Annotated in this window: 26 protein-coding genes; 15 read left to right on the forward strand and 11 right to left on the reverse strand. The window is 62.3% G+C overall.

Features of this window, described 5'->3' with window-relative positions:
- Positions 1-62: 62 nt before the first annotated feature.
- Complete coding sequence (locus tag M1E02_RS00260) at positions 63-4502, reverse strand: rhamnogalacturonan lyase family protein (RefSeq protein WP_479376181.1); 4440 nt, start codon at positions 4500-4502, stop codon at positions 63-65.
- Positions 4503-4899: 397 nt separating this feature from the next.
- Positions 4900-5334 (reverse strand): DoxX family protein, encoded by a 435-nt coding sequence (locus M1E02_RS00265; RefSeq protein ID WP_479376182.1) that lies wholly within the window; start codon positions 5332-5334, stop codon positions 4900-4902.
- A gap of 153 nt (positions 5335-5487) precedes the next feature.
- Between M1E02_RS00265 and M1E02_RS00270 the strand changes: the two genes are divergently transcribed.
- The 3 genes from M1E02_RS00270 to M1E02_RS00280 all read left to right on the forward strand — a co-directional run bounded on the left by M1E02_RS00270 (position 5488) and on the right by M1E02_RS00280 (position 7929).
- A complete protein-coding gene (locus M1E02_RS00270; RefSeq protein ID WP_479376183.1) occupies positions 5488-6840 on the forward strand; it encodes an MATE family efflux transporter in 1353 nt (450 codons plus the stop codon).
- A gap of 55 nt (positions 6841-6895) precedes the next feature.
- Positions 6896-7486, forward strand: a complete 591-nt coding sequence (locus M1E02_RS00275; RefSeq protein WP_479376184.1) for a hypothetical protein — start codon at positions 6896-6898, stop codon at positions 7484-7486.
- A 68-nt stretch (positions 7487-7554) separates the two neighbouring features.
- Complete coding sequence (locus M1E02_RS00280; protein WP_479376185.1) at positions 7555-7929, forward strand: hypothetical protein; 375 nt, start codon at positions 7555-7557, stop codon at positions 7927-7929.
- 27 nt (positions 7930-7956) lie between these two features.
- Here the strand turns inward: M1E02_RS00280 and M1E02_RS00285 are convergent, their stop codons facing one another.
- Positions 7957-8505, reverse strand: a complete 549-nt coding sequence (locus M1E02_RS00285) for a CGNR zinc finger domain-containing protein (protein ID WP_479376186.1) — start codon at positions 8503-8505, stop codon at positions 7957-7959.
- A gap of 72 nt (positions 8506-8577) precedes the next feature.
- On the opposite strand from M1E02_RS00285, the gene M1E02_RS00290 reads away from it, so the two are divergent.
- The gene (locus M1E02_RS00290) at positions 8578-9663 is read left to right on the forward strand and encodes an EamA family transporter (protein WP_479376187.1); all 1086 of its coding nucleotides are present in this window, start codon (positions 8578-8580) and stop codon (positions 9661-9663) included.
- Positions 9664-9718: 55 nt separating this feature from the next.
- On the opposite strand, the gene M1E02_RS00295 is transcribed toward M1E02_RS00290, so the two are convergent.
- A complete protein-coding gene (locus M1E02_RS00295) occupies positions 9719-9988 on the reverse strand; it encodes a WXG100 family type VII secretion target (RefSeq protein ID WP_479376188.1) in 270 nt (89 codons plus the stop codon).
- A 241-nt stretch (positions 9989-10229) separates the two neighbouring features.
- On the opposite strand from M1E02_RS00295, the gene M1E02_RS00300 reads away from it, so the two are divergent.
- Complete coding sequence (locus M1E02_RS00300; protein WP_479376189.1) at positions 10230-10502, forward strand: DUF2277 domain-containing protein; 273 nt, start codon at positions 10230-10232, stop codon at positions 10500-10502.
- Positions 10503-10519: 17 nt separating this feature from the next.
- On the opposite strand, the gene M1E02_RS00305 is transcribed toward M1E02_RS00300, so the two are convergent.
- From M1E02_RS00305 to M1E02_RS00320, 4 genes are all read right to left on the reverse strand, one after another.
- Positions 10520-12997, reverse strand: a complete 2478-nt coding sequence (locus M1E02_RS00305; protein ID WP_479376190.1) for a heavy metal translocating P-type ATPase — start codon at positions 12995-12997, stop codon at positions 10520-10522.
- Positions 12998-13078: 81 nt separating this feature from the next.
- Positions 13079-13309, reverse strand: coding sequence for a heavy-metal-associated domain-containing protein (locus M1E02_RS00310; RefSeq protein ID WP_479376191.1), 231 nt, complete (start codon positions 13307-13309; stop codon positions 13079-13081).
- A 76-nt stretch (positions 13310-13385) separates the two neighbouring features.
- Positions 13386-13733 carry a metal-sensitive transcriptional regulator gene (locus M1E02_RS00315; protein WP_479376192.1) on the reverse strand — a complete coding sequence of 116 codons (348 nt, stop codon included), beginning with the start codon at positions 13731-13733 and terminating at the stop codon, positions 13386-13388.
- A gap of 267 nt (positions 13734-14000) precedes the next feature.
- Positions 14001-14507, reverse strand: a complete 507-nt coding sequence (locus M1E02_RS00320) for a universal stress protein (protein WP_479376193.1) — start codon at positions 14505-14507, stop codon at positions 14001-14003.
- A gap of 223 nt (positions 14508-14730) precedes the next feature.
- On the opposite strand from M1E02_RS00320, the gene M1E02_RS00325 reads away from it, so the two are divergent.
- Genes M1E02_RS00325 through M1E02_RS00335 form a run of 3 tightly spaced genes read left to right on the forward strand, consistent with a single transcriptional unit; the run spans position 14731 to position 16414 of the window.
- Positions 14731-14931, forward strand: coding sequence for a hypothetical protein (locus tag M1E02_RS00325; protein WP_479376194.1), 201 nt, complete (start codon positions 14731-14733; stop codon positions 14929-14931).
- A gap of 54 nt (positions 14932-14985) precedes the next feature.
- A complete protein-coding gene (locus M1E02_RS00330) occupies positions 14986-16086 on the forward strand; it encodes a WD40/YVTN/BNR-like repeat-containing protein (protein WP_479376195.1) in 1101 nt (366 codons plus the stop codon).
- A gap of 40 nt (positions 16087-16126) precedes the next feature.
- Positions 16127-16414 carry a MoaD/ThiS family protein gene (locus M1E02_RS00335; RefSeq protein ID WP_479376196.1) on the forward strand — a complete coding sequence of 96 codons (288 nt, stop codon included), beginning with the start codon at positions 16127-16129 and terminating at the stop codon, positions 16412-16414.
- 26 nt (positions 16415-16440) lie between these two features.
- Here the strand turns inward: M1E02_RS00335 and M1E02_RS00340 are convergent, their stop codons facing one another.
- From M1E02_RS00340 to M1E02_RS00350, 3 genes are all read right to left on the reverse strand, one after another.
- Complete coding sequence (locus M1E02_RS00340) at positions 16441-16677, reverse strand: hypothetical protein (RefSeq protein WP_247048541.1); 237 nt, start codon at positions 16675-16677, stop codon at positions 16441-16443.
- A gap of 144 nt (positions 16678-16821) precedes the next feature.
- The gene (locus tag M1E02_RS00345; protein WP_479376197.1) at positions 16822-18516 is read right to left on the reverse strand and encodes an alpha-amylase family protein; all 1695 of its coding nucleotides are present in this window, start codon (positions 18514-18516) and stop codon (positions 16822-16824) included.
- A complete protein-coding gene (locus M1E02_RS00350; protein ID WP_479376198.1) occupies positions 18513-19526 on the reverse strand; it encodes a TIGR03885 family FMN-dependent LLM class oxidoreductase in 1014 nt (337 codons plus the stop codon). Before M1E02_RS00350 ends, M1E02_RS00345 begins: the two co-directional genes overlap by 4 nt.
- A 118-nt stretch (positions 19527-19644) precedes the next feature.
- On the opposite strand from M1E02_RS00350, the gene M1E02_RS00355 reads away from it, so the two are divergent.
- The 7 genes from M1E02_RS00355 (at position 19645) to M1E02_RS00385 (ending at position 26401) form a co-directional block, all read left to right on the forward strand.
- Positions 19645-20718 carry an ATP-dependent DNA ligase gene (locus tag M1E02_RS00355; protein WP_479376199.1) on the forward strand — a complete coding sequence of 358 codons (1074 nt, stop codon included), beginning with the start codon at positions 19645-19647 and terminating at the stop codon, positions 20716-20718.
- Positions 20719-21007: 289 nt separating this feature from the next.
- A complete protein-coding gene (gene pcaH, locus M1E02_RS00360; RefSeq protein WP_479378245.1) occupies positions 21008-21838 on the forward strand; it encodes a protocatechuate 3,4-dioxygenase subunit beta in 831 nt (276 codons plus the stop codon).
- Positions 21831-22418 (forward strand): protocatechuate 3,4-dioxygenase subunit alpha, encoded by a 588-nt coding sequence (gene pcaG, locus M1E02_RS00365; RefSeq protein WP_479376200.1) that lies wholly within the window; start codon positions 21831-21833, stop codon positions 22416-22418. The genes pcaH and pcaG overlap by 8 nt, the downstream gene beginning before the upstream one ends.
- The gene (locus tag M1E02_RS00370) at positions 22415-23875 is read left to right on the forward strand and encodes a class-II fumarase/aspartase family protein (RefSeq protein ID WP_479376201.1); all 1461 of its coding nucleotides are present in this window, start codon (positions 22415-22417) and stop codon (positions 23873-23875) included. Before pcaG ends, M1E02_RS00370 begins: the two co-directional genes overlap by 4 nt.
- Complete coding sequence (locus M1E02_RS00375) at positions 23872-24693, forward strand: alpha/beta fold hydrolase (protein WP_479376202.1); 822 nt, start codon at positions 23872-23874, stop codon at positions 24691-24693. Before M1E02_RS00370 ends, M1E02_RS00375 begins: the two co-directional genes overlap by 4 nt.
- A complete protein-coding gene (pcaC, locus tag M1E02_RS00380; protein WP_479376203.1) occupies positions 24690-25190 on the forward strand; it encodes a 4-carboxymuconolactone decarboxylase in 501 nt (166 codons plus the stop codon). Before M1E02_RS00375 ends, pcaC begins: the two co-directional genes overlap by 4 nt.
- A complete protein-coding gene (locus M1E02_RS00385) occupies positions 25187-26401 on the forward strand; it encodes a thiolase family protein (RefSeq protein WP_479376204.1) in 1215 nt (404 codons plus the stop codon). Before pcaC ends, M1E02_RS00385 begins: the two co-directional genes overlap by 4 nt.
- Positions 26402-26403 lie beyond the last annotated feature (2 nt).

The following is a 26403-nucleotide window of genomic DNA, read 5'->3' on the forward strand; positions in this document are numbered from 1 at the left end:
GGGCTGCCCCGCCATATTGGTGGGGCAGCCCTTGTTTTCGTGTCCGGATTACGGGTTAACGGTTAACGGGTTCCGGTGTAGGTGATGTCCGGCATGGCGGGTGTTTCCATGCCCACGCCGATAAAGAACCCCGGGTGCGGAGGCTGGTTGTAGGAGATGTTCTCCCTGGCAACCGAGAGCCTGTAAAGGGGATCATGCATCAGGGTGCGGAGCCGGACGTCGGTGGATGCGGACGTGGTGTAGATCCGCAGTTCGGTGCTGTCCGACGACGCCCAGGCAATTTCTTCCCGCCAGTCACCGAGGAGATCGGCCTGGATGGCCGGGGTTCCCTTGGTGCTGTTGTTGGATTTTGCGCCGGCGGCCGTGAGCAGCTTGTCACTCGCCTGGGTCTCCCAGTTCCACTTCGCAATGGTGGGTGTTCCGCTGTTTGAGGTCGCGTTCCAGTCGTGGTCCACAATCTCACGCAGCAGGTCTCCGTCCCACCAGGCAAGGAAGTTGGCGGCAGGTATCTTCTCTGAGAGCAGCTCGCCCTTCGCAGACCGCAACTGCCCAACAGGGGAGTTCCAGGCAGCGTCTCCGCCGATAGCCCAGCCTTCAGCGCCCGGATGGCGAGGATCGATGTCCCCTGCTGCGGCCCGCCCCGTATCCTTCGTGGCCGGGATGCTCCACAGCACTTCACCGGTTGCTGAGTCACGGAATGTGGCGCCGCGGTTTCCACTTGCTCCCATGTCCTCGTGAGCCGCAAACGTCTCCAAGCCAGGCCTGGACGGGTCCAGATCGCTGGTGTGGATGGCGTCCCCGTGGCCAAGGCGGGTGGAGTACAGCGGTTTGCCGTCGTCGTCGATGGTCATGGAACCGAAGACGAACTCATCCTTGCCGTCGGCGTCCACGTCGGCCACGGACAGGTTGTGGTTCCCTTGCCCCGCATACTGCGAGCCTGCGGAGTCGGAGTCAAAAATCCAGCGTTTGACGATCTTGCCGTTCACGAGGTCGTAAGTTGCCAGCACAGTGCGGGTGTAATAACCGCGGCTGAACATCATGGAGGGCCGTTCGCCGTCGAGGTAAGCCACGGCGCCCAGGAAGCGGTCAACCCTGTTGCCGTAGCCGTCACCCCAGGCTGCGACGTCACCTCGCGGCGGGTCGTACTTCACCGTGTCCATGACGGTGCCGGTCTGGCCGTGGAAGACGGTCAGGAATTCGTCGCCAGTCAGGACATACCCGGCGCTGCTGCGGTGATCAGCGTTGGGGTTACCGATTACCGTTCCAGCGGCATCCCGGGTTCCGTCAGCCGTCTTCACTGCGACTTCGGCCTTGCCGTCGCTGTCGAAGTCGTAAGCGAGCAGCTGCGTGTAGTGCGCCCCGGCGCGGATGTTGGGTCCCATATTGATCCGCCAGAGTTTGGTGCCATCCATCTTGTAGGCGTCGATGTAGACAGTGCCCGTGTAGCCTGCCTGGGAGTTGTCCTTGGAGTTGGACGGGGACCACATCTGGATGACCTCGTACGTGCCGTCGCCGTCCAGGTCCGCCACGGTGGCATCGCCTGCCGAATAGCTGTAGGGCTGGCCGTCCTTGGTGTAATCGTTGGCCGGCTTGTCCAGTTTGATGGCCAGATAGTCCTGGGTCAGGGGTGTGAACTCCGCTGTCAGCTGATCGGATCCGTTGCCCACTGCCTTGATGACGTATTTGGATGACGCTGTGCCTGCCGCATCCAGATATGTGGTGCTGTCCTTGACAGGATCAACCGTTAGCTGGACGCCGTCACGGATCACGTGGAAACCGATGTTCTGGGGGTCCCGGCCGAGCATTCGCCAGCCCACCCGTACTCCCTGATCGGTCAGCATTGCCACAGGGGCCCGGTCCAGTGTCTCCATCTGACGGTTCACGATGGTGACCTTGTCCGTGCCGATGACAGGCGAAAGAGCGGATTCCCCGCCCCTGTTGATGGCTGATACCCGGTAGTAGTACTTGATGGTGGTGAGCACCGTATTGTCCGTGAAGTCCACCTCGCTGGAACGCCCCACAAAGCTGAAGGTGCCCTGCGCCGACGTCGAACGGTAGACGTGATACGCGGCAGCGCCGGTGACTTTCTGCCACTTCAGGCTCACGCTGGTCTTTTCTATACCCTTCACGTCCACCTTCGCAGGTGCAGCCGGTACGGGCGTGTTCGGGTCAGTCAGGGAAACGTCCGCGACGTTCGAGGGAACGGACTCCAGGCCGGTGCTGTCAACAGCGGTGACGTGGTACTTGTACGGGAGCCCCGCGAACGCTGTGGTGTCCCTGTAACCGGGTGTTGTCACGTTTTCAGCCACCAGAACCGGCTGGCTTTCGTAGGATGCCTGCCGGAAAACCCGGTAGCTGGCTGCGTCTCCTGACGCATCCCACGCCAGATCGACGGCGGGAGGCTCGGCGGCCGCGTCGATGCCAGTTGCCCGCAGGTTGGTCGGTCCGATGAGCAGGGGTGTGACTTCGAGTCCGTTCAGCCTCTGGCCGGACCCGCTGATGGTCAGGTTGAGCTGCCCGTCGCTCACGAGGACCTGGTTGATGATCTTTGTGGCGGAAGAGGCCCGGCTGGAGGAAACCTGGCCGTAGCCCTTCCCCTCTACGGCGACGTCCGTGCGCGTCGAGCCGATCCAGTCGCTGTGGTAGGTCTTCAGGGCGTAGGTGCCGTTGGGGACATCCAGTTGGAACTCGAAGCTGCTGCCGCTGAGCACGAAATCGCGAAGCAGTGCTGTTGTGACGCTGCCGCGGTCCCGGTCCGAGAGAACCGAGAGATCCTTGAAGCCGAAGCCACGCTCCTTGCTGTAAACCATGGTGCGGTTTACCTCGGTGTAGTTCGGTTCCACCGGGGCACCGACGGGGCCGAAGTCGAAGCGGTATCTGGCCTCTTTGGTGGTGACTGCCAAGGGGTCACTGGGCTCGGAATCTCCCTTTCCGTTCGTTGCCGTTACGCGAACCGTGTAGGCGGTACCTTCAGCAAGCCCGGCAAGGTTGGTGGTGGGAACGGTGGAGGTGGTGGCGAGTTTGTATGCCGAGTCCGATTCTGCTGCCAGTTTCCGGTAGATCTTGTATATGTCAGCGCCTTCGGTGGGCTGCCATTTGAGCAAGGCGCCTGCATTGGAAACACTCCCCGCGACCAGGCCGACGGGCTTGGCGGGAACGGCGTCAGGGGGCGTGATTTCCTTGACCCTCGAGGCAAGGGGAAGGCTCAGTGCCTTGACTCCACCCGCTACCAGACGGCCGATATGGATCGCACCGTATTCCTGGAAGTGGGTATTGTCCACGGTTCCGTTGGGCCGGTTCGGGTAGACCCCGGCGTCGACGTGCAGAAAGACGGATTTGGTGGCTTCCGGGCCGATTTCGTCATAGTAGGCGCGGCTCAGGGAGGACAGATCCACCAGCGGAACGTTCTCCTCAGCGGCCAGTTCCTTCATCTTTTGCACGTACTCCGGGAAACTGACGTTGAATTTGCCGGTGGCCTCATCAAAGTCACGGCGGCCCACCGGTGTCACCAGCACAGGAGTCGCGCCGCGCTGCCGGGCCCCACTGACATAGGTGCGCAGGTATTCCTTGTAGTCAGCTGGTGAGGCGTACCGGTCATCCACGCCTACGGTTGCATCATTATGGCCGAACTGGACCATCAGGTAGTCGCCGGGGTTGATGACTCTCAGGATCTCGTCCAGGCGGCCCTGGGTGATGAAGTTTTTGGAGCTGCGGCCGCCGATGGCGTGGTTGTGGAACGCAATTTTCTCGTCGAAGTAACGCCCGATCATCTGACCCCACCCGGCCTGGGGTACAAAGCCGGGGTCGTAGGTCTGAACAGTTGAGTCCCCGGCAAGGTAGACGCCAGGATCGGCAGTGGCGCTGCGTGGTGCCCGGGCAGAGATGACCAGCGAGTTGATCTTGGCCGCGGTTCCGGTGAAGTCCAGGTTCAATTGTCCGTCAACGAGGGAAATGGGGAATTCCATTTCGAGGAACTGGCCGGCCGCTTTGTCCGTGAGCTGTACTTTGGCGATTTTTTCAGCCGTAATTGCAATATTGGTCGCGGCAACAGCATCACCGGCGATCAGCTTCACCGTGTAGTCCCCGTTAGGGAGGTCTACCAGAAAACTGCTGCCTTGAGCCTGCACAAAATCGGAACGCAGGGCATCGGGGGTGCCACGGTCCTCGCCGCTTGTGACGGAGGTGTTGGTAAACCCAAATTTCAACTCCGGGCTGTAGGCCTGAGCGGCATCCACCTGCGTGTAGCCCTCTTCCCCGGCCCCCGGGCCAAAGTCGAAATGGTATCCCGAGCCTGCTGGCGGAAGGCCTGTTTCAGCGTGGACGGCTGGCAGGCCGGTGAACGCAATTGCTGCAGCTGCGGCGGCCGCGGTGAGAACCTTGGCGCCGTTTCCCGCGCCGTTGGTACAGGTGCTGGGGACCGTTTCGGGGCCGGGCTGTATAGGACGGTGTCGGGTGGGGCGTATGCCGGCTTGTCTGGGCGGATCTTGAGAAGGGTGGTGCACGAACATCTCCTTTGATGGCGCGTGGATATGCCACACAGTCGTCCGGGTATGGAACGTTTCAATCAACAGCTCCTCCAATCCCCTGCTGAGGAGTGAAGGTGGTGCGTTTTGGGGAGACCGGCGGCATCAGCGTGGTGAGGGACCACCATGCATTGGAACCAAGGTTTATCAGTGGATCGTTTCAAGAGTCAAGACTTTCTGGTCAGTCTTGTGACTTTTTGTTCGCCCCTGATAAGCGGGGGAGGCGGGCAGGATGTGGCGATGCGTTGAACCGTGGCAACTTAAGTGGCGACGGCGGCCCGGCCACCAAAGGGGGCAGGACCGCCGTCGGCGTTCAGCCGCAGCTGGGGGTAAACCCCCGCGCAGGCAAAGCCAGCCCGCGCTCAACGTTTGTTGCTTAGGCGAGCACGCTGAGTTTGCCGGTCCTCCTGCCGAAAGCGGCGTTGTCTACAGAAAGCTTGCCCGCGCCGGTAAGGGCAACAGCAGCGGCGGCTGTGGCCAGGAGCAGTACCAGCTCATAACCGCCTGCAGCAGCAAAGATGCCCGCGGAGGCATGAACCAGGAAGAGCGCACCGAGCATGTCAAGGGCAAGCAGGGCTGCGAAGACGCGGGTCAGAGCGCCAAGGATAAGGGCAATTCCGCCAACCAGTTCCAAGGTGGCCACAACGGGAGCCGCAAGGTCGGCAGCGGGAACACCCATTTTGGCGAACGAAGCCTGGGTTCCAGCGATGGTGAACTCACTGAACTTCTGCCAGCCATGGGCAGCAAAAAGAAAACCTGCAATAACGCGCAGGGCGGTCAGGGCTGTTGTGGTCATGTTCGATTGGTTCATATTCTTGTCACCGTTTTCGTAGGGGCCATGCGGGTCAGTTGGTAGACGATTGGCCAGCGGTTGGTTCGGACCCGAGTCTTCCGCAGCAATACTTGAAGTGTCAAGTAAATCGTAGTGAACTGTGGCGCAAAACATGCCGGTACGCTGAATTCCGTGCCAAAAACTCCTTCAGTTGACCGGGCAGAGCCAACCACCGGTCATCGCCGTGAGATCTTACGGTTGGCAGTGCCCGCGTTCGGGGCTTTGATTGCTGAACCGTTGTTCCTTCTCGCGGACTCGGCCATTGTCGGCCACCTGGGTGTGGGTGAGCTGGCGGGAGTCGGACTGGCCACAGCAGTTCTGCACACAGCCGTGGGTTTGATGGTCTTTCTCGCCTACTCCACAACTCCAGCGGTGGCGAGGGCCATCGGTGACGGGAAACTCCCCAAGGCGTTGGCTGCAGGACGTGACGGAGTGTGGCTCGCTCTTGGACTCGGGACCATCCTGGCTGCAGCGGGGTCCGTCTTCGCAACACCGGTTCTGGAACTGATGGGGGCCCGCGGTGCAGTCCTGGATTTCGCTGTGGACTACCTCCGCTGGTCCATGCCCGGACTCGTAGCCATGCTGCTCATCTTTGCGGGAACCGGGGTCCTGCGCGGCCTGCAGGACACCAGAACGCCGTTACTTGTGGCCACCGCGGGGTTCGGTTTGAACATTGTCCTGAATCTTGTGCTGGTGTACGGCGCGGGCCTGTCAGTCATGGGCTCCGCCTTGGGAACAAGTATCGCCCAGTGGGCCATGGCCCTCGTTTATGTCGTGAAGCTGGAGAGGAAAGGGAGGGAGCACGGGATCTCGCTGCTTCCCAGCTGGCGTGGTATTCGCGCCATGACCACCATCAGTTCCTGGTTGATGTTGCGGACCCTCAGTCTTCGCGTGGCCATCCTGGCGACTGTCCTGGTTGTCACAGCCCAGGGGCCCGTGAATCTTGCGGCACACCAATTGGCCATGACCATTTTCACGTTTTTTGCCTTCGCACTTGATGCCCTGGCCATCGCTGCACAGGCCCTGATCGGGAAGGAGCTTGGCGCTGCCCGGGCAGCCAAAGCGCGACAGCTCACCGCAACCATGGTTCGGTGGGGCGTCGGCTTTGGATTCCTGACCGGAGCCCTCCTGGCGGTGGCGGCCCCCTGGGCAGGCGCCTTGTTCACTTCCGATGAAGATGTCCGCTCAGCCCTGATGCTCGCTTTGTGGGTCCTTGCCCTGGGACAGCCACTGGCGGGGTACGTCTTCGTTCTTGATGGTGTTCTCATCGGCGCCGGCGATGCGAAGTACCTGGCTATTGCCGGCGTCGTCAATCTGGTGTTTTATGTACCGATGCTTCTGGCCGTTGCGTTCTGGCCGGCCGACGGCGCGGCGGGGCTGGTTTGGCTCTGGGCTGCCTTTGCGCTGGGCTACATGATTGCCCGAGCTGTGACCCTTGCCCTGCGCGCCCGCGGAGACCGGTGGATGGTCCTCGGATCGCACTGACGGATGGGTGGCACGTTCGGTCCGGGCGCTCTTCGGGCAGCACTAAACTGGACGCGTGACTGTACCCGCAACTCCTGCTGAGCCTGCTGCCCCTGCCCCGTCGGCCGACCTTTGGAAGCCGGTTCTCACGAGGGCAGGTGTCGCACTGGTTTTCGGTGCGGTGACCATCTTTTGGACCCAGCCATCCGTGCTGGTCCTTGCCTGGGCCGGAGGGCTGTATCTGGTGGCAACGGGATTTGCACTTCTGTGGTCGGTCAAAAAAACCGGTTTCAGCCGGGTTGAACTGCCGGGTCGGCTCCTGGCGGCCGGTCCATCAATCATGATTGGGGCCGGTGTTGCTCTGCTGTTCCTGCCCGAAGACTTGATGTTCGGGGTCTTTGCCGCACTGGCACTGACGGTGGTGGGGGCGATTGAGCTTTACGCGGGCCTCCGGTATCGCCGGCATGCGCTAGGGCGGGACTGGGCTATTTCGGGCGTTATTGGAGTGGGAACCGCCATCGCCCTGCCATTCTTCATTTCCCTGGGGGCGCACGCACTGCTGGGGGTCGCGGGAGGTGGCGCCATTATTTCCGGTGTCCTGTGGATTCTGGCGGGACTGACGCTCCGCTACGATGCGCGTGCTGTTTCCGCAAAGGCCGTAAACTAGGAGCAGGCTTCTACCTCGTGTAGAAAATTTTGTGTTGAACGTGACGACAAGTCAGTGGAGGAATCATCGTGCCAGACCAGAAACCAGGAGAGCCGCGAAACCTGCGGACCTCGGTGAAGGGACCGCTGATGTTCTCTGCGTTCTGGGCTGTGGTGGCGTTCGTTGCTGTCCTGATCTTCGCCTCCGGAGGAAGCTCACGCTCGCCCCGTTTTGATCTTGCCCTGACGGGCGCCGGTATCGCTTTCATCGTTACCCTTGTGATCGCCGCCATGCTCTCGATGAGCTACAAGGACAACGCCGAGCATCTGGGTAAAGGCTCCGGAGTGAATCTCAGTTCCAAGAAATCAGGCGATCACGGCGGCTACCGTGCCGGTTCAGGGAACGGCTCTGCAGGGGCCACCGGCGCCGAATCAGGTGACGGGCCGGAGCCCGACCGTCTATAACGCTGCCATCCTGGACCTGCGGATCCGTCAGCTGGATGTTGCGGCTTGCCGGGCACGATAGGCCGCAACGTGCGCCCGGTTGGCGCAGTTTCCGGTATCGCAATAGCGCTTTGAGCGGTTGCGGCTGAGGTCCAGCACCACTGCATCGCAATCCTCGGCAGCGCATACCAGCATCCTGTCCATCTCCTTGCTGCGGATAATGTCCACCAACGCCATTGCCGCCTCTGTACCCATCCTGTCTGACAGTGGCGCTTCGCGGGTGGTTGCATGGAGGTGCCAGTCCCAGCCATCGTGTTTGATCAGTTGGGGGAGGGCCTTGGCGTCACGAAGCAGCCGGTTAGCGGTGGCGACGGCGGTATCCTCGTCTGCCTCCCACACCTCTGCCAGTTCTGTCCGGAGTGCGTGGACGGTGTCCAGTTCGGCCTCATCCCCGGTCCTGAAACCGCTGATCCCCTCGGCTTCAAGGAAGGCGTCCAACTGCTCCACGGTGGCCAGATGCTCCTCACCGTTGGCAGCACTGTTGATGAGGTTGACCACAGTGCGGAGAGCCACCTCTGTGTCAGGGGCAAAGATCACCTTGACTCCTTACTCTGGCTGAGCGTAATGTAATGACCATTACCCCACTTTACTCCTGACAGGAGGCAGTCCGTGCCTGCCGCAAACAACTCCATCCCGCCCACCGCAAGGGACGCACGCCTGCCACGGGCAGCTACGGGCTTTATGGCCTCCGGCTTGGGAGTTGCGTTGTTTTCCTCCGCTGTTTTTGGAATCTCAGGGTCGTTCGGCAAGGCTTTGCTTGAAACGGGATGGACTCCTGGCGCAGCTGTGACGGCACGACTCACCGGAGCGGCCCTGATCCTCGCGATCCCGGCCATCCCGGCGCTTCATGGCCGTTGGCATCAGCTGAAGGACAACTGGGTCACCATTCTCCTGTTTGGTTTGATAGGCGTGGCCGCCTGCCAGCTCTTCTACTTCAACGCAGTCGAACGACTCTCGGTGGGTGTTGCCCTGCTGCTCGAATACCTGGCGCCGGTGCTGATCGTGCTGTGGCTCTGGGTTGCCAGCCGCCGGCGTCCGCGGCCTCTGACGATTGCAGGAACCCTGCTCTCCCTGGGTGGACTGGTCCTCGTCCTGGACCTCACCGGAGCCGTGAAAATAGACTTCATCGGGGTTTTGTGGGGGCTGGCTGCAGCTGTTTGCCTTGCCATCTACTTTTTCATCACGGCCAAAGAGAACGACACACTGCCCCCCATTGTCCTGGCGTCCAGCGGTCTGATGGTGGGTGCGGCAGTGATGTGGCTCGCGGCCGCGACCGGGCTTTTGCCCATGACCTTTAGTACCGCCGATACCAAACTCGGCCCCTGGATTACGCCTTGGTGGGTGTCGGTGGCTGGATTGGTGGTTCTCGCCACCGTGCTGGCTTACGTTTCGGGCGTAATGGCCGCCCGTGCCCTGGGCTCAAAAGTTGCTTCGTTTGTGTCGCTGACTGAAGTGCTGTTCGCCGTCATCTGGGCGTGGCTGCTGCTGGGTGAACTTCCGGGTCCCATTCAGCTGTTGGGCGGAGCACTGATTGTTGGTGGAGTGATTCTGGTTCGGCTGGACGAGCTTCGGCTCGGCGCCCTGGCGGCTCATGGTGCGGAGCCCTCGGTGGCTGCCCAGGTTCTGGACCACGCGAACGACGTCGAACCCCTTTGCCGCACCGCTCCTTTGCCAGAATCGTCGGCAAAAAAGTAGGCAGACAACACGATGGCCCGGATGCTGTGCATCCGGGCCATCGTGTTTTTGCAGCCTAGTTGGCGTTGGAAGTGGTTTCCTGAGCCTGGGCGTTGTTCTTGGCCTTGGTACCGGCCTCCTGGAGCGCGTTGATGACCTTGGTCAGCGCGGCGGTGTGCTCGCCGTTCCAGTCATTCTTGAAATTCTCGGCGTCGGGACCCTTCCAGTCGACGTTCTGGACCAAGCCGGTAAGCGTGGACTTCGTCTGCTGGATCTCCTCTGAGCCCCGCTGCAGCTTGCTGCCCAAGTCCCGCAGCGACTGTACATCTGCACCCCAAATAGCCATGATTATCTCCTTCTTGTCAACGGATTCGATTCAACAATCGGCATCCCCAGCGGCCTCCGGCTGATCCGGAAGATCCATTACCTAGAAACTATCCCGCATCCCAAAAAGTGTCGATGGGCACCGCTCCCCATACACTGCTCCCCATCCCTTGCCAGCGTTAGCTGTTATCTGGGCGGTGGCGAGGGTGTGGACGAGGCTTCGGGGGGTCGATCCTAGGCGTTCCAGAGCCTAGCATGGACCTATGTGCCGCAATATCAGGACCCTGCATAACTTTGAACCGCACGCCACACCAGATGAGGTTCAGGCCGCTGCGCTCCAGTATGTTCGCAAGATCAGTGGCAGCACCAAGCCGTCCAAAGCCAATGAGGAGGCGTTCAACCGGGCCGTGCACGAGATCGCCCACATCACTGAGCACCTCCTCGAGGCCCTGGTGACGCATGCCCCGGCGAAGGACCGTGCCGAAGAGGCTGCCAAGGCCAGGGCAAAGGCAGCCGTCCGTTACGGGACCGCCTGATCCCCTACGCGTGGGCCTTATCTGCGCTGGCGATCTCCTGCACCGAAGCGACGCAGCCTCAGCGAGTTAGCCACCACCAGTACTGAGCTGGCCGCCATGGCCGCGCCCGCGATCATGGGGTTGAGAAGGCCCAGGGCGGCTACCGGAATCCCCACTGCATTGTAGAAGAACGCCCAAAACAGGTTTGTTTTGATGGTGGACAAGGTGCGGCGCGAGAGCTCGATGGCCTGGGCCACCTGGCCAAGGTCGTTGCCCATCACGGTAAGATCTGCCGCCTCGATGGCGACGTCCGTTCCCGAGCCCATGGCAATGCCAAGATCGGCCTGTGCCAGTGCAGCGGCGTCATTCACTCCATCGCCGGCCATGGCCACCGTTGCACCGGCAGCCTGCAATTGGCGGACGGCGTCCACTTTGCCTTCGGGCGTAACGCCTGCGTACACGTCGGCAGGATCAATTCCGACGGCGGCAGCCACCTGTGCGGCCACGGCTGCGTTATCGCCGGTCAACAGAACCGGGCGCAAGCCGAGGTTCCGCAGCCGTTCAATGGCCGGGGCGGAACCAGGTTTGATGGTGTCGCGCAGGGCGATGATGCCTGCCACTTCGCCATCCAGTGCCACCCAGATAACGGTGGCGCCTGACTCCTCTGCGGCCCTGAGGGCGTCCGTCTGCTCCGAACTGACAGGCATGCCGTTCACTTGGAGCCATCCGGTGCGGCCTGCCACCACTTTGTGTCCGTCAACTGTTCCCCGCACTCCTCCGCCGGGAGCGGAGGTGAAGTGCTCGACGGCGGGCAGCCGGCCGTCGTCGTTAGCCTTTGGAAGGGCAGCAGCCTCGGCCCGGCTTCTGGCTCCAACAGCGGAGCGCGCGGCGGCTGCGATGGCATGGGCGATCGGGTGCTCTGACGCGGCCTCCACCGCCCCGGCAAGGAGCAGGACTTTTGCCTCTGAGTGCTCACCGAAGGACTGGACCGAGTCAACGGCAAGTTTGCCGGTGGTGACAGTTCCTGTTTTGTCCAGCAGGATGGTTTCCACAGTTCGGGTGTCCTCGAGGACTTGGGGGCCCCTGATAAGGATGCCCAGCTGCGCGCCACGGCCTGTACCTGTCAGCAGTCCTACCGGAGTGGCGAGCCCGAGGGCACACGGGCATGCGATGACCAAGACCGCGACGGCGGACGTAAAGGCTGCCCGTAACTCAGCGTCTGTGATTTGGGGGCCGGCAGCAAGCAGCCACAGAGCAAACGTGACAGCCGCAATGACCAGGACGACGGGTACAAACACCGAGCTGATTCGGTCCGCGAGGCGCGCGATCGGCGCTTTCCCTGTCTGTGCCTGGGAAACCAGCCGTCCCATCTGGGCCAACGTGGTCTCGGAGCCCACACGGGTGGCGCGCACCAACAGGCGGCCGGACGTGTTGATTGTGGCACCCGTGACCAGGCTGCCCGGAGCCACCTCAACCGGCACCGATTCGCCCGTTACCAGGGAAGCGTCAACGGCAGACAGGCCTTCGATCACCTCGCCGTCAGTGGCAATTTTCTCGCCCGGCCGGACGACAATGACGTCTCCCACCACGAGCCGATCTGCAGGAAGGCGGTATTCGGCGCCGCCCTCCAGCACTGTTGCATCCTTAGCACCGAGATTGAGCAGCGCCCGGAGGGCATCCCCGGCCTTTCGCTTCGCGTTCGCTTCAAGGTACCTGCCGAGCAGCAGGAAGGTGGTAACCACCGACGCCACCTCGAAGTAAAGCCCGCCGGAGTCCATCTCTGCCATGCCCACGTGCTCTGTCATACGTGGGTCCATGAACAGTTGCCAGGCCGAGAAAGCATAGGCAGCAATCACGCCGATGGAAACCAGCGTGTCCATGGTCGAGGCGAAGTGGCGGGCGTTGATAGCGGCAGCCCGGTGGAAAGGCCAGGCTGCCCAGCTGACAACAGGCAGGGCAAGAACGCCCACTACCCAGCCCCAGTTGGCGAACTGAAAAGCCGGGAACATCGAAACCACAAACACCGGGACCGTCAGCAGTGCTGCGACGATTAACCGGAGCCTAAGGGCTTCCGCGGCGCCACCGGTCACATGCTCTGCATGCTCGGTCGTTCGTCCCTTAGACGCATGCTGCCGCATATGCCCGGCGTCGCCGCTCGTGGGCAGCTCCCCTGAGCCTGTCTCCGGCATCGTGCCTCTAAGGGGAGCCGTTGGGGAGGGACGAGCGAGCACGCCGAGCGTATCGCTTCCGCGGCTGTCACCCTGGGAACCCGTTGGCTGGCGGATGCTTGCCTTGTAGCCTGCCGCTGCGACTGTTGAGGTGATCTGTTCGTCTGTGATTCCGGCTGGAACTGTGACGTGGGCGGACTCCAGGGGCAGGTTGACTGACGCCTCTACGCCGTCGAGCTTGCCGAGCTTCCGTTCCACCCGGCTGACGCAGGATGCGCAGGTCATCCCCTCGATATCAAGTTCAATCACCCGGCTTCCGGGTTGGTTCAGCAATTGCTCGTTACTCACAATGTGTCCTCAGGGATCAGGGATCGGGAATCAGTGGTTAAGGCGGGAAGCGTGGTGGGGCGTGACGCGAGCAGTAAGTGCTCAGGCGTCGGTAGCCACCACCAGGTACCCGGCCTCCGCCACGGCCTCACCGATCTCCGATGCGGAAAGGTCCCTGTCCGAAGTGACGGTGACGGTGGAGATGCCTCCGGCGTTGAGGTCGACGTCGACGTTTTCCACGCCCTCCAAAGACTCCAGTTCCTCACTTACGGCCGAGACACAGTGGCCGCAGGTCATGCCGGAAACGTTAACGATGGTGGAAACGGGGCTCATAGTTGGGTCCTTCTCGTTGGAATCGGCCGGCGTGCTGTGATTCATCAGCCGGATGGTGTGATGGGTTTGATTGCCGCTACCGCAGCAGGCGCCCGATGGCATCCGTGGCCTCCTTGACCTTGAATTCGATGGCTTCTGCACGCAAAGCAGCATCAGGCTCGCCAGCGGCACCTACGACGCAATGGCCAATATGCTCCTCGACCAGCCCCAGGCTGACGGCGTGCAAGGCCTTCGTGACGGCAGAAACCTGGGTCAGGATGTCAATGCAGTACTTGTCTTCGTCAACCATCCGCGCGATCCCGCGGACCTGACCTTCGATCCGCTTGAGCCGGCGCAGGTACGCGTCCTTGTTGGAGGTGTACCCGTGTTGATGCTGAGGCTCCGCGTCCGCGAGGCCCGTGACAGCTTCTTCAGGTGCGTTCATATGCCCAAGGTATACCCGGAGGGGGTATAGGGTCAAGTACCCCTAGGGGGTATCCGCACCGTGTGATGGACAAAAAGGAGCTCCGGAGTGCGTTATTGGGGGATACGCACTCCGGAGCCGTCTATGGGCAGGCTCTTCTTTGTGCCTGCGAATCCCAGCATACTGGCCCTTGTTGGCGCACACCAGCACCTGGAATTACTACTTTCACTTTATTTACCCAAGCTCCCTGCGAGGCACGGCTTCGACAGGGAACCAGCGGCCGCTGCCCTAATCCGGAAGTTCCCTGTGTGCCCCGATGTGGGGCGGCACCACCAGGACAGGGTGCTCTTGATGGTGGCTTAGCCAGGCGGCCACGGATCCGTTGAGCACCTCAGAGATCCTGTGTACGAGTCCGCGTTCGCTGGTTCCCACGATAATCATGGTCGCGTGGGCCTCTGCAGCCAGCCTGCCGAGGGCGCGGGCCGGATCGCCGGAAAGGACGCGCAGGCTCCACGTAACGCCTTTCCCTTCACAGGCGGCAGCGACCTTCGCCTCCAACTCCTCCGTCACAGAGCGGATTTCGGCGTCGTCTGCGTCGGGGTGCAAGGACAGTCTGTGGGCGGACCTGGCAGGATCCCATTCCACCAGGTAGCTCGCCTCATCCACGTAACTACAGATCAACGGGGCATCGAGCTTCCCGGCCAGCGCGGCGGCAGTAGTAAGCACCTCGGGGTGCTGATCGGGAAGGACGCCCACTACCAAAGGAGGCTGGCCATTGGGAGATTCCGGGGACATACCCTCATTGTGGCCCTGCCGATCCAGCTTGAACAGCACAGCGCCTGATGGAAGCCGCCGGATTGCGGTTTCGACTCCACTGGACGCCTACAATCCGGACTAATCGGAGGACACGGGACAGCAAGCCTAAACCGCGTCCGGATCCGGAGACGTGGTCCTCCCAGGACATTGTCCGCCACCGTCATCCGGCCTAACGTATGAGGCATAGGAGAGGTGGACATTGATGCAAATCTTTATGTGGTGGCTGGATCTGGATCTGGACAGCAAGGAGTGGCTCCGCGAGAACCTGCGCGCCGAAGAAATACCCCTTCCGGTGCTTCAAGGAATCGCCGAAGCAGGGGGGCCGCACCCCGACTCGCCCAGGAATGTGCTGACTGAAGCCGACTGGGACTTCATCGAAACCCAATCGGAGTTCGTAGACTGATCGTCCGCCGCAGCTGCCTGGAAACCATTGCCTCCTCCCGGCTTGAGTGGTTGCATGGGGGGCATGGCAACCGCAGAGCGTTATATCTTGGCGATCGGAACCAAAAAGGGCCTCTGGCTGGCGAACAGTGAGGACCGGAAGCAATGGTCCCTTTCCGGCCCTCATTTCCTGATGAGTGAGATCCCCAGCATCGGAATCGACACCCGGGCCGGCAGGACCAGGATCATGGTTGGCGTTCGATCAGAGCACTGGGGACCTACTGTTGCCCACTCAGATGATCTTGGCGAGACCTGGACCGAGCCCGAGCAAGGCGCCATCAAGTTTCCCGACGGCACTGAGGCGGCCTTGGAGCGTATTTGGCAGATTTATCCTGATGCACAGTCCCGCCCGGGTGTCGTTTGGGCGGGTGCAGAGCCCATCTCAGTGTGGAAATCAACGGACGGCGGCGAGCACTTCGAGCTGAACCGTGGGCTGTGGGATCATCCACACCGTGGGGAATGGGGGGCTGGCTACGGGGGCGCTGCCGCCCACTCCATCGTGGTCAATCCCGCCGGGGACAACGTTCATGTGGCTATGAGCACGGGCGGCGTTTACCGCTCACTCGACGGCGGCACCTCCTGGGAGCCCCGGAACAAGGGTATTACCGCTCGCTTTATGCCCGATCCTTACCCGGAATTCGGTCAATGCGTCCACAAGATTGCTGCTGATCCCGCCGTTGAGGGCCGCTTGTACGCGCAGAACCACCACGGCGTCTACCGAACCGACAATAACGGAGACACCTGGGAGTCCATCGCTGAAGGACTGCCTGCCGACTTCGGATTCGTCATGCTGACGCATCCTCGCCGGGAAGGTACCGCCTGGGTGGTTCCCCTCAAGGCCGATGGCGAGAGGATCCCGCCGGACGGGAATCTGGCCGTACACCGGACCGACGACGCCGGAACTTCCTGGAAGCGTTTGGATTCCGGGTTACCGCACGGGGAATACAACGCGGTGCTGCGTGACGCTGCCTCCGTGGATTCCGCAGAACCCGCCGGGGTGTACTTCGGAACCCGCGGCGGCTCGGTCTATGCCAGCTCGGACGAGGGAGAAACGTTCAGCGAGGTAGCATCGCATTTGCCCGACGTGTTGTGCGTGCGGGCCGCGGTGGTTTCCTAGACCGGGTGAGGATCCAGGTAAGGATTCCTGAGGTGAGTCAATGAGTGAGATCAGCGTTTTATTGCCCAGCGTTCTGCAGCCGCTCGCCGGCGGGCAGTCCGTACTGACTGCGCCCGTGGACGGAGCGGTTACTGTGGCGGGGTTGCTGGACGCGGTGACCGGCGACTACCCGGTGCTCGGAAGACGGCTGCGGGATGAAACCGGCGCCCTCCGCCGCTACGTGAATATTTACGTGAACGGGGATGAGGTCCGGCGTCTTCAGGGTCTTGAAACAGAGGTGGCTGCTGGACAGGAAGTGCTGGTAATCCAGTCCGTCGCCGGCGGTTGAGCTGTCATAGGAAGCCTTGAGATGCCTCAAGCAACCCGCCACACACTGCATTCGTCCGCACTGATTGCCTTACGCATTCCGCTGACGTGGTCCATGATCCATACGACGCCGATTCCCGGCGCGGTCTCCTGAACCCTCCCTCGGCGGATTACGACGTCGTCATAGCCGGGACCTACTGACAGGCGGGCTTCAATCTCATCGCCACGATGCAACTGGTCAAGGGCACGAACGCGGGTTATGTGGGCTTTGGCTTCCTTCAACATGGCTGGCCTCCTGGCTGGAGCTGGCACCGGCTGTTCCGGCATTTCCAGTGTGCCGCCCCATTATTGCCAAGGCATTTCGCGACGGTAAGCGCTGGGTTAGTTTTCTGAGCCCCCTTTGTTTCTTTGCTTCCGCTTCGGTCACGGCTACAGAATCCGGCGGTCTTCCGGGTGCTGGAGCCTGAACCACCGGAAGCCGTAACGGTCAAGCTGCAGCTCGAACCCGCCGTCGTCCTCTACATCGATGTCCTCACCGTCCAGCAGGTCCAGCAGGACAGTCCCCTCGTAACTGCGTTCGGGCTCACTTGGTGACGCCACGCTGGCGATCAGGGCAGCAGGTTGGGAACCCATATTGTGGGCCAGAACCAGGGTGGAACCGCCACTGGTGCAACGGTGGAGCAGGACCCGTGGATGCGGTTGCTCAATCACCTCAAAGCGGCCCCAGCCCAACTCGGGACTTTCGCGGTAGCGCTGGATGAGCGTGGCCATGAAGTTCCACAGCGAGTCGGGATCGCGCTTGGCGGAGGCGGCGTTGATGTTCTTTGGCCCGAAATAGCCTTCGACCAGGGGTGCCACCAGTTGCTCCGCGGGCGCTGTAGAGAAGCCGCCGTTCTGGGTGTCGTTCCACTGCATGGGGGAGCGGACCGCGCCCCGGCCCTTGATCTGGAGGTTTTCGCCCATGCCGATTTCCTCACCGTAGAAGAGCACGGGCGTGCCAGGCAAGGAGAACAGCAGGGAATAGACCATGCGGATCCTGGCATGATCACCGTCGAGCATGGTGGGCAGACGGCGTCGAAGTCCGCGCCCGTACATCTGCATGTCCTCGTCCGGTCCGAAGGCCGCAAACACCTCTTCGCGTTCTGTGTCGCTGAGCTTGTCCAGGGTCAGTTCGTCATGATTGCGGACAAACATGGCCCATTGGTTGTCCGGATGGGTGCCCGGCCTGCCAGCCAGAGTTTTCGCCAAAGGGCGTGCGTCTTCGCGCGCAAGGGAGAGGTACATGTTCTGCATCGTCAGAAAGTCGAACTGCATATTCAGTTCGTTGCCCTCGGGCCCGCCAAAGTACTTCAGCTGCTCCTTGTAGGGCAGGTTAACTTCCCCCAGCAGCACTGCGCTCCCGTTGCGCCTGTTGAGGAAGCTTCGCAGTGCGCTCAGGTAATTGTGGGGATCTGTCCTTGCTGCCTCGTCCTCGGGTTCTCCTCGCAACTCGAGGAAGAAGGGAACGGCATCAAGGCGGAAACCGTCCAGCCCAACCTGAAGCCAGAAGCCCATGGACTTGGCGATTTCGTCCCTGACCTTCGGATTAGCCACGTTGAGGTCCGGCTGGTGCTTGGCGAACATATGCAGATACCACTCTTTGGTGGCTGAATCCTGAGTCCAGATGGCGGTTTCCTCTCCCGGAAAAACCACTTGGTCAGAAGTGTCAGGAGGAGTGTCGCTGCGCCAGACATAGTAGTCGCGGTACGGGTTGTCCACGGACTTGCGGGCTTCCTTGAACCAGGGGTGCTGGTCTGAGGTGTGGTTGATGACGAAGTCGGCGATGACCCGCATTCCCCGGTCTTTGGCTGCCCTGATGAACTCCACCACGTCCCCCAGTGTTCCCAGGCGAGGGTCCACACCGTAGAACCCGGTGACGTCATAGCCGTCATCCCGGTCGGGGGAGGGATAGAAGGGCATAAGCCAGATGCAGGTCACGCCCAGAGCGGCCAGATAGTCCACACGCTGGGTCAGGCCGCCAAAATCACCCGTTCCGTCGCCATCGTTGTCGAAGAAAGTCTCTGGGTCCACGCAGTAGATCACGGCGTTCTTCCACCAAAGATCTGAAGTTTGTGCGATCCTCACGGCGAAACCTCCTGATCGAGGGTGACAGTGCTAAGGGAACCGGTGCTCTCCGATCCCCGGAGCTGGGGCAGGACGTGCTCGGAGAAAGTGTTGATGAAAGGTTCCTGATGCTGGCCGACGAAGTGCAGGTAGAGTTCGTCAAACCCGAGGTCCAGGTATTCCTGGAGCCAGGCCGCGTGCTGCGCTGTGTCCGCGGAAACGTTCACAACTTTCCGGATCTGCTCCTCGCCCACTGCCGCGCTGGCGCTGTCGAAATGGGCCGCCGTTGGCAGGTCCCAGGTCACCGGCGGCGAGAAAACATTCGAGTGCCACTGGTCCAGGGCAATGGCCACTGCCTCCTCTTCCCGTTCCGCCCAGGACAAATGCACCTGCAGCACTGCCTTGCCGCGGCCTCCCTTGTCCCGGTAGACCGCCAGCATTTCCCGGAGTTTTTCAGCGGGCTGGTTGACGGTGACCAGCCCGTCAGCCCACGCCGCTGCACGACCGGCCGTCTCCACACTCACGGCAGGCCCAATCAGCAAGGGCTTGATCTCCGGAACATCCCAGAGCTTTGCCTGCTGCACCGTGACCACCCCGTGGTGCGTGACTTCTTCGCCGGCATGCAGTCGACGAATAACCTCGACGCATTCCTCAAGCCGTTGCTGGCGGATCTCCTTCGGCGGCCAGGGATCACCGGTGACGTGCTCGTTCATGTTCTCGCCGGACCCCGGAGCCAGCCAGAACCTGCCGGGAAACATGTCTGCGAGGGTTGCTGACGCATGGGCAATGATGGTGGGGTGGTAGCGCTGGCCCGGCGCGGTGACCACGCCGAAGCGAAGGGACGTTGTGGCGAGGGCTGCCCCCAGCCAGGACCACGCAAAGCCGGAGTGCCCTTGGCTTGCTGACCAGGGCTCGATGTGGTCCGAGCACATAGCGGCGTCGAACCCGGCTTGCTCTGCCAGCTGGACGTCCTTCAGCAGCTGGCTTGGGCTGATCTGTTCGTGAGATGCGTGAAATCCGAAGGTAGCCATCGTTAAGGTCTACCGCCGCTGCCCGACGGATGTCGAGGATTTCAGCTGGCCTGTTACTGCCAGGAGTTGACGCACCAAGGGGTAGCGCCGGGCGGGCGTCCCGGCAAGAATGGGCCTCATGCAGCTGCCTGTCATGCCCCCTGTGGCCCCCATGCTCGCCAAATCCATCACCGCAATCCCCGACGGCAACCTGAGCTATGAGCCGAAGTGGGACGGATTCCGGTCCATCATCTTCCGCGACGGCGAGGAAGTGGAAATCGGCAGCCGCAACGGAAAGCCCATGACCCGCTATTTCCCCGAACTTGTGGAAGCCCTGAAAGCCAACCTGCCGCCCCGCTGCGTGCTCGACGGCGAAATCATCCTGGTGGGACCATCCGGGGACCGCCTCGACTTTGATGCCCTCCAGCAGCGCATCCACCCCGCCGCAAGCCGGGTAAAGCTGCTGTCCGAGCAGACACCCGTGAAGTTTGTGGCGTTCGACCTGCTGGCCCTGGCGGACCAGGACTTCACCAGCCAACCGTTCTCCGAACGGCGCAGTGCCCTTGAAGAGGCGCTTTCCGGTGCCTCCGCCCCGATCCATCTCACCGCCGTCACCCACGATAAGACGAGGGCTGAGCAGTGGTTCCATCAGTTTGAGGGAGCGGGACTGGACGGCATCATCGCCAAACCCATGGAGGGCAAGTACCAGCCGGATAAACGGACGATGTTCAAGGTCAAGCATGCCCGTACAGCTGACTGTGTTTTGGCCGGCTACCGGGTGCATACCAGCGGAACGGACCTCATTGGCTCACTGCTGTTGGGGCTTTACAAGGACGACGGCGTGCTGGCAAGTGTCGGAGTGGTGGGCGCTTTCCCCATGAAGCGCCGCAAGGAACTTTTCGAGGAGCTGCAGCCCCTGGTCACCGACTTCGAAGACCACCCCTGGGCTTGGGCCAAGCAGGAGGAGGGCAAACGCACCCCGCGCAACGCCGAGGGCAGCCGGTGGAGTGCAGGCAAGGATCTGTCCTTCGTGCCCCTTCGGCCGGAGCGCGTGCTGGAGGTTGCCTATGACCACATGGAAGGCGAGCGTTTCCGCCACGTGGCACAGTTCGTCCGCTGGCGCCCGGACAGGAATCCGCGGTCCTGCACCTATGACCAGCTCGAAGAACCTGTCAATTACGACCTCGCCGAAGTGCTGGCTACCAAGCTCTAGCCCCAAGCCCAGCGGCCTGTCCTCGCAGCGGGAGGGGAGGGCCGCCGTCGTGACCTTCTTTGAACTTGAACTGCCTCTTTACGCTGGCGACGCGCCGTGGCGCACTGATCTTCGTGAGCAAACAGGGTCACGACGGCCGAGCGGGGTGTTGTTCGCCATAAGAACATGAGTGCATTATGCGAACAGTTCGGTTACTGTAAGAGCAATGACACTTGTAAACCGAAAGGAGGTTGCTGTGCCAGAGAATTCCAGGGCCGAGGCGTACAACGCTGATTCCCTCACCGAGGAACTGTCCGATGCAGCCGAAGTTCCCCCGAAAGCGGCAGCACCAAAAGTGGAGACCCAAGCGGATTTGAGCGCCGAGCTCAAGGCCATCGGGGACGCTTATGCCGCAAAGCTGAGGAGCGGCGGCCAGCCTGAGACGCAGCCCCGGCTGGACTTCGCGCCCTATCGGAGCAGTATCCTGCGCCATCCCACCAAGAGCCTGCACCATGCGGATCCCGAAACTATCGAGCTCTACTCGCCTGCTTTCGGGCACCAGGATGTTCACGCCCTGGAATCAGACCTCACCATTCAGCACAACGGTGAGCCGCAGGGTGAACGCATCATCGTCGCCGGCCGGGTGCTCGACGGTGATGGCCGGCCTGTCGCCGGGCAGCTTGTGGAGATCTGGCAGGCCAACGCCTCCGGCCGTTACATCCACAAGCGGGACCAGCACCCCGCCCCGATCGATCCGCACTTCACCGGCGTGGGCCGCTGCATCACCGGGCCGGACGGTTCCTACCGCTTCATCACCATCAAGCCAGGAGCCTATCCCTGGAAGAACCATCTCAACGCCTGGCGGCCGGCGCACATCCACTTCTCGCTGTTCGGGAGTGAATTCACGCAGCGCATCGTCACCCAGATGTACTTCCCGGGCGATCAGTTGTTCCCCCTGGACCCCATCTACCAGTCGATCGTTGACGAGGACGCCCGCGACCGACTCATTGCCAGTTATGACCATGAGCTGACCGAACCGGAATGGACCCTCGGCTACAACTGGGACATCGTGTTGACGGGGTCCAAGCGCACCTGGACGGAAAATGAGGCCCTCGGGGCGGAAGGCGACCACCATGAGTGACTCCAAGCTCACCGCAACACCGGGCCAGACGGTTGGGCCGTTCTACGGTTACGCCTTGCCCTACGAGAAGGACGGCGAACTCCTGGCGCCCGGGTCGCCAGGATCCATTCGCCTCCAAGGTACGGTGTACGACGGCGAGGGTCACCCTGTTCCGGACGCCCTCCTGGAAATCTGGCAGCCTGACGCTGAAGGAAAGATCGTGCAGCGGACAGGCTCCCTTGTCCGGGACGGCTACACCTTTACGGGTTGGGGCCGCAGTTCTGTGGGCTATTCCGGTGTTTATACTTTCACCACGGTGAACCCGGGCCCCACCAAACCGGGTGCTGCCCCGTTCATTGCCGTGACCGTGTTCGCCAGGGGCCTGATGAACCGCCTGTTCACCCGCATTTACCTGCCGGAGAACCAGGAAGCCCTTGCCGCCGACCCCCTGCTGAGTTCCCTCGATCCGGAACGGCGCCAGACCCTGATTGCCAGGCGTGATCCGGACGGCGGACTGACGTGGAACGTCCGGTTGCAGGGTGAGGGCGAGACCGTTTTCCTTGATTTCGACGGCGGCTCTGCTGGCGAGGACTCTCAATGACCGGTTCCGAGCCCCGCTTCGACGGCGACGCCGGCCTCCTGAGTCCCGTTTCGGCGTCGCCCCTGGTGGCTATTCTGACGGGCGATCGGGCAGTGCTGGCGGCGATCCTGGCCGTCGAGGCAGCCTGGGCTTCGGTCCTGGAAAAGGCGGGCCTGGCCCCGGCCGGGTCTGCCGCGATCGTTACCGCGGCTGCTGACGTCAGCCATTACGACGCCGCGCACATCGCAGTCCGTGCCCAAGGCGGCGGAAATCCGGTCATACCTTTGCTCGACGATCTCCGCGCACAGGTCAGGGCACTGGACACCGGCAACATGGGGGCCGTCCGGGCCGTCCACACCTCGTTGACCAGCCAGGACGTCCTGGATTCGGCGCTTATGCTGCTGGCTCGAAACGCCGTCGCCGCCCTGCTGGGAGACGTTCACAGCACGACGACGGCGCTTGCCAGCCTTGCCGAACAGCACGCGGACACGCTGTGTGTGGGCCGCAGCCTGACCCAGCATTCGCTTCCCGTGACCTTCGGCCTGAGGACGGCGCAGTGGTTCCATGGACTGGCTGCTGCTGCCCGGAAGCTCGAGTCTGTCCCGCTGCCCGTGCAGGGCGGTGGCGCTGCCGGAACCCTGGCGTCCGGAACCGTGCTGGCTGAAACAGTCCCTGCTGAAACCACAGCTGTGACTGCGCTGGAACTCTCCGACAGGCTCGCCGCGCAGCTTGGCCTCAACCCAACGCCCGCTCCGTGGCACACCAACCGATCCGCAGTTACCTCTCTCGGGGATGCGCTGGCCGGCGTGACCGACGCCTTGGGCAAAATCGCCGCCGATATTCTCTTCCTCAGCCGGCCGGAAGTCGCTGAAGTGGCCGAACCCCGGTCGGAAGGGCGGGGTGTGTCCTCGGCGATGCCGCAAAAGCAAAACCCCGTCCTGTCAATCCTGATCCGCAGCGCCGCCCTCCAGGCCCCCAACCTGGCAGCACAGCTGCACCAGGCCGCGGCTAACTTCAACGACGAACGCCCCGACGGCGCATGGCACAGCGAATGGCAGGCCTTCCGCGAACTGTTGCGGCTGACCCTCGGCGCCGCCGGCCTGGCCCGGGAACTCGTCGAAGGCCTGCAGGTCTTCCCGGAAGCGATGCGCCGCAACCTGGATCTCTCCGGCCCACTGCTGCTGAGCGAAGCAGTAGCCAGCGCCGTGGCTCCACTCCTGGGTGAGGATGGGAGGAAGTTGCTGCAGTCCACGGTGGACCGGACACTTCTCGCTCCTGCTGCCGAGAAGAGTGCAACATACCGTCGCTTACTGCGCGAAACCGTGACGGAGGACAAGCTTTCGGACCAGCGCCTCGAGGAACTCCTGGATCCTGCCAACTATCTGGGCCAGAGCCATGAAATCGTGCGCCGCATTTTCGCTGCCTTTCCAGAATTTTCAGGAAAGCCAGCGCAGGGAACTGAAGGGATGCCGGTATGACCAGGCCCGAACTCAAGGCATCGCTGCTTTCGCCCCAGCGGGAACTCGGCGAAAAGCCACTGCTGGTGCTGGGCCCGTCGCTCGGCACCTCGTCCATAGTGTTGTGGGGCCAGGCTGCTGCCCTCCTGGGCAATGATTACGACGTCGTGGCCTGGGACCTGCCCGGACATGGCGTCTCACCTGCCGCGAAAGAGACGTTCGACGTCGACGAGTTGGCTGACGCCGTCGTCGAACTGGTCGACTCCATCGCACCGGGCGCCACGTTCCACTACGCCGGAGTATCTCTGGGCGGGGCAACCGGCCTGCAGCTCGGCATCAAGCATGGAGAACGCCTTATCAGCCTTTGTGTCCAGTGCACTGGAGCGAAAATCGGCACTCCCGACGGTTGGCACGAGCGCGCGGAAACAGTCCGGAGCCAAGGAACTCCCGTGATGATCCAAGGCTCGGCGCAGCGGTGGTTCGCCCCGGGCTTTATGGACCGCGAACCGGAATTGAGCAGCCGACTGCTACACTCGCTGCGCGACGCCGACCGCTTCAGTTACGCCTTCTGCTGCGAGGCCCTCGCCTCTTTCGACGTTCACGCGGAACTCGGCAGCATCCGGGTCCCCACCCAAGCGATCGCGGGCGCACAGGACGAGGTTGCCCCGCCGTCGTTCGCGGAAGAACTGGTGGCGGGCATCAATGCCGGCGGAGGGACAGCGAGTGCCGTGACACTCGGGGGAGTGGCACACCTGGCCCCGGCAGAGGCGCCGGGCCACGTGGCGAAACTGTTGCGGAGCCTCATGATCTGGAGCGAATCCCGCGGAGCAGCCAAATGACAGGCCCGGAGCGACATGGAGTTGTCCGTCCCGACGCGACGAGCCAGGAAATTTACGACGGCGGCATGGTGGTCCGCCGCGAGGTGCTGGGCGACGCGCATGTGGAGCGCGCCAACGCGAACAAGGATTCGTTTACAGAGGACTTCCAGGACATGATCACGCGGATTGCGTGGGGTGGAATCTGGACCAGGCCAGGACTTTCCCGGCAGATGCGTTCAGCTGTCACCATCACCGCGATGGTAGCGCACGGGCACTGGGAAGAACTGGCGATGCATATCCGCGCGGCCATCACCAATGGGCTGAGCCGGGACGAAATCAAGGAAATCTTGTTGCAGACAGCCATCTATTGCGGGGTTCCCTCCGCCAACACAGCTTTTAAGACCGCCCAACAGGTCTTCCACGAAGTGGACAACGCAGCAGTGGACAACGCAGCAGTGGACAACGCAGCAGTGGACAACGCAGCAATGGATAGCACAGGAATGGACCAGCCTTCATGAACCAGGCATACATTTACGACGCCGTCAGGACGCCTTTCGGTAAATTCGGCTCCGGTCTGGCCGCCATCCGGCCGGACGATCTGGCCGCCCACGTTATCCGCGAGTCAGTGAAGCGTGCACCCCGGCTGGACGTTGAGTGCATCGATGAGGTGGTGTTCGGCAACGCCAACGGCGCGGGGGAAGAAAACCGGAACATTGCGCGGATGGGTACCCTGCTCGCCGGCCTTCCGGTCTCCATCCCGGGCACCACCGTCAACCGCCTGTGCGGCTCCTCCCTCGATGCGGCAATCATTGCCTCACGCCAGATCAACGCCGGCGACGCCGAGCTTGTGTTGGTGGGCGGTGCCGAGTCCATGAGCCGCGCCCCATGGGTGCTGCCCAAGACGGAGAAGCCCTACCCCGCCGGCGATCTCACCCTGGCCTCAACCACGCTCGGCTGGCGCCTGGTGAACAAGGCCATGCCCTCCGAGTGGACAATTTCCCTCGGGGAAGCCACGGAGCGGCTCCGTGAAAAGTACGGTGTAACGCGCCAACAGCAGGATGAATTCGCCGCGGACTCGCACAATCTCTCAGCGAAGGCCTGGGACGAGGGCTTCTATGACAACCTGGTCACAGTGGTGCCCGGGACCGATCTGACCCGGGATGAGGGCATCCGGGCCGGCTCTTCGGCCGAAAAGCTGGGAGGGCTCAAAACCGTGTTCCGCACGGAGAACGGCACTGTCACGGCGGGCAACGCGTCGCCGCTTTCCGACGGTGCCTCCGCAGCCTGGATCGGCAGCGAACGTGCCGCGGGGCTTCTAGGCATGGAGCCCCTCGCCCGTATTGCCGGACGAGGAGCCCACGCGAACGATCCCCAGTACTTCGGCTACGCCCCCGTGGAAGCCGCCAACAAGGCCCTCGCGAAGGCGGGAATCGGCTGGGACCAGGTGGGCGCCGTCGAACTTAACGAAGCGTTTGCCGCGCAATCGGTGGCCTGTATCAACGCCTGGGGTGTGGATCCTGCCATCGTGAACCAGCACGGCGGGGCTATTGCCATGGGACATCCGCTGGGTGCCTCTGGTACGCGCATCCTGGGCACTTTGGCGCGGAGCCTGCAGGCATCCGGCCAGCGCTGGGGCGTGGCCGCCATCTGCATTGGGGTAGGCCAGGGGCTGGCAGTGGTGTTGGAAAACGTTACTGCTGAATCTGAACGGGACAACGGGAAGGCCTAGGA

The organism is Arthrobacter sp. Z5-13 (genome assembly GCF_056499105.1).

Coding starts and splice junctions, on each gene's coding strand:
- M1E02_RS00320 (WP_479376193.1), bottom strand. CDS start 14,507: ATGTCCCCGGAATCTCCCAATGGCCAGCCTCCTTTGGTAGTGGGCGTC.
- M1E02_RS00325 (WP_479376194.1), top strand. CDS start 14,731: ATGCAAATCTTTATGTGGTGGCTGGATCTGGATCTGGACAGCAAGGAG.
- pcaG (WP_479376200.1), top strand. CDS start 21,831: ATGAGTGACTCCAAGCTCACCGCAACACCGGGCCAGACGGTTGGGCCG.
- M1E02_RS00310 (WP_479376191.1), bottom strand. CDS start 13,309: ATGAGCCCCGTTTCCACCATCGTTAACGTTTCCGGCATGACCTGCGGC.
- M1E02_RS00265 (WP_479376182.1), bottom strand. CDS start 5,334: ATGAACCAATCGAACATGACCACAACAGCCCTGACCGCCCTGCGCGTT.
- M1E02_RS00335 (WP_479376196.1), top strand. CDS start 16,127: ATGAGTGAGATCAGCGTTTTATTGCCCAGCGTTCTGCAGCCGCTCGCC.
- M1E02_RS00385 (WP_479376204.1), top strand. CDS start 25,187: ATGAACCAGGCATACATTTACGACGCCGTCAGGACGCCTTTCGGTAAA.
- M1E02_RS00350 (WP_479376198.1), bottom strand. CDS start 19,526: ATGGCTACCTTCGGATTTCACGCATCTCACGAACAGATCAGCCCAAGC.
- M1E02_RS00340 (WP_247048541.1), bottom strand. CDS start 16,677: ATGTTGAAGGAAGCCAAAGCCCACATAACCCGCGTTCGTGCCCTTGAC.
- M1E02_RS00355 (WP_479376199.1), top strand. CDS start 19,645: ATGCAGCTGCCTGTCATGCCCCCTGTGGCCCCCATGCTCGCCAAATCC.
- M1E02_RS00315 (WP_479376192.1), bottom strand. CDS start 13,733: ATGAACGCACCTGAAGAAGCTGTCACGGGCCTCGCGGACGCGGAGCCT.
- M1E02_RS00295 (WP_479376188.1), bottom strand. CDS start 9,988: ATGGCTATTTGGGGTGCAGATGTACAGTCGCTGCGGGACTTGGGCAGC.
- M1E02_RS00375 (WP_479376202.1), top strand. CDS start 23,872: ATGACCAGGCCCGAACTCAAGGCATCGCTGCTTTCGCCCCAGCGGGAA.
- M1E02_RS00300 (WP_479376189.1), top strand. CDS start 10,230: ATGTGCCGCAATATCAGGACCCTGCATAACTTTGAACCGCACGCCACA.
- M1E02_RS00370 (WP_479376201.1), top strand. CDS start 22,415: ATGACCGGTTCCGAGCCCCGCTTCGACGGCGACGCCGGCCTCCTGAGT.
- pcaC (WP_479376203.1), top strand. CDS start 24,690: ATGACAGGCCCGGAGCGACATGGAGTTGTCCGTCCCGACGCGACGAGC.
- M1E02_RS00330 (WP_479376195.1), top strand. CDS start 14,986: ATGGGGGGCATGGCAACCGCAGAGCGTTATATCTTGGCGATCGGAACC.